The sequence below is a fragment of the Lactobacillus sp. UMNPBX16 genome (assembly GCF_002553775.1).
In the GTDB taxonomy this organism is placed as follows: domain Bacteria; phylum Bacillota; class Bacilli; order Lactobacillales; family Lactobacillaceae; genus Lactobacillus; species Lactobacillus crispatus.
Map to the genome: position 1 here is coordinate 1 of NZ_PCYU01000067.1, position 1,240 is coordinate 1,240.

Here is a 1,240-nt window from a genome sequence, read left to right on the forward strand (position 1 = left end):
AAAGTCATGTGGTGATAAGTCAATGTAAATTGTAAATTTTATTTTTAGGCGGATTGTAAAATCAAATTGAACACTTCGTTCAAATATTAAAAAAAGTCCATTTGGACTCTTTGATAGAATGTAATTAACCACAAAAACTTCTAGAAAAGAGATTCAAATGAACTTATTACATTCTATCACAGACACTCATACTAAAGGCAAGCATCTTTCTTTTGAAAACAGAGTTGAAATCCAAACTTTGCGCAAAGAAGGCTATTCCATGCGTGCTATTGCACGCAAGCTTAACTGCTCTCCTAGTACGATCAAATATGAAATAGATCGCGGTACTGTCACTTTGTATAACGGCAATGTCAAACGCTATCACGCTAAAGCTGGTCAAGAGGCTTATAATCGTCACCGCTTGAATTCTGGACGTAAGCCGCACTATCTGCTTAAGAAGCACTTCATTGATTATGTTCAAGAACATTTCTTTAACTCTGGCTGGTCTTTGGATGCCTGTGTTGGCCGCTCCCTGGCAACGGGACTGTTTACCAGGAATCAGATTGTCTGCACCAGAACTCTTTACCGCTACGTAGATTCAGGCCTTCTCCAGATTCAAAATACTGATCTGCCAGAAAAACTTACCCGCAATACCAAAACCAAGCGTATTCGTGCAAATAAAAAGAAACTTGGCCGCAGTATTGAAGACAGGCCCAAATATATTGATCAGCGCAAAGAGTTCGGTCACTGGGAATGTGATCTGGTCTTAGGGCATAAAACCAAAGACGATGAAGTTCTGCTGACCTTGTATGAGCGAATGACCCGTAAGTTCATGATAGTTCCAATTCCTGACAAGACAGCTGGCAGCGTAATGACGGCCTTTAACAACTTGAAGGCTCAATATCAAGAACATTGGAATGAAGTCTTTAAAACGGTAACTACAGACAACGGTTCTGAATTTGCGGATCTTTCCCAGCTTGAGGATATCTCAAACACTTTAGTCTACTATGCTCATCCTTATACTTCTTGTGATAAAGGCGGGGTTGAATGTCATAATCGTTTAATTAGACGCTTTATTCCTAAAGGTGAGTATGTTAAGAATTATAGCTTGGATGACATCTTCTCAATTGAGCTCTGGATTAATGATCTACCTAGAAAAGTATTGAGCTACCATACTCCAGATGAACTATTTGAAAGAAGATTAGATTCAATATACAGAATTTAATTTTCAAAAGTGTTCAATTTGAAATTGCAATTTTCG

At 38.4% G+C, this 1,240-nt stretch carries 1 protein-coding gene; it reads left to right on the forward strand.

Annotated elements, in window-relative coordinates; all coding sequences use genetic code 11:
* Positions 1 to 157: 157 nt before the first annotated feature.
* Positions 158 to 1,204: an IS30 family transposase gene (locus CP367_RS10195; RefSeq protein WP_065991187.1), complete on the forward strand. Its 1,047-nt coding sequence runs from the start codon at positions 158 to 160 to the stop codon at positions 1,202 to 1,204.
* Positions 1,205 to 1,240: the final 36 nt, after the last annotated feature.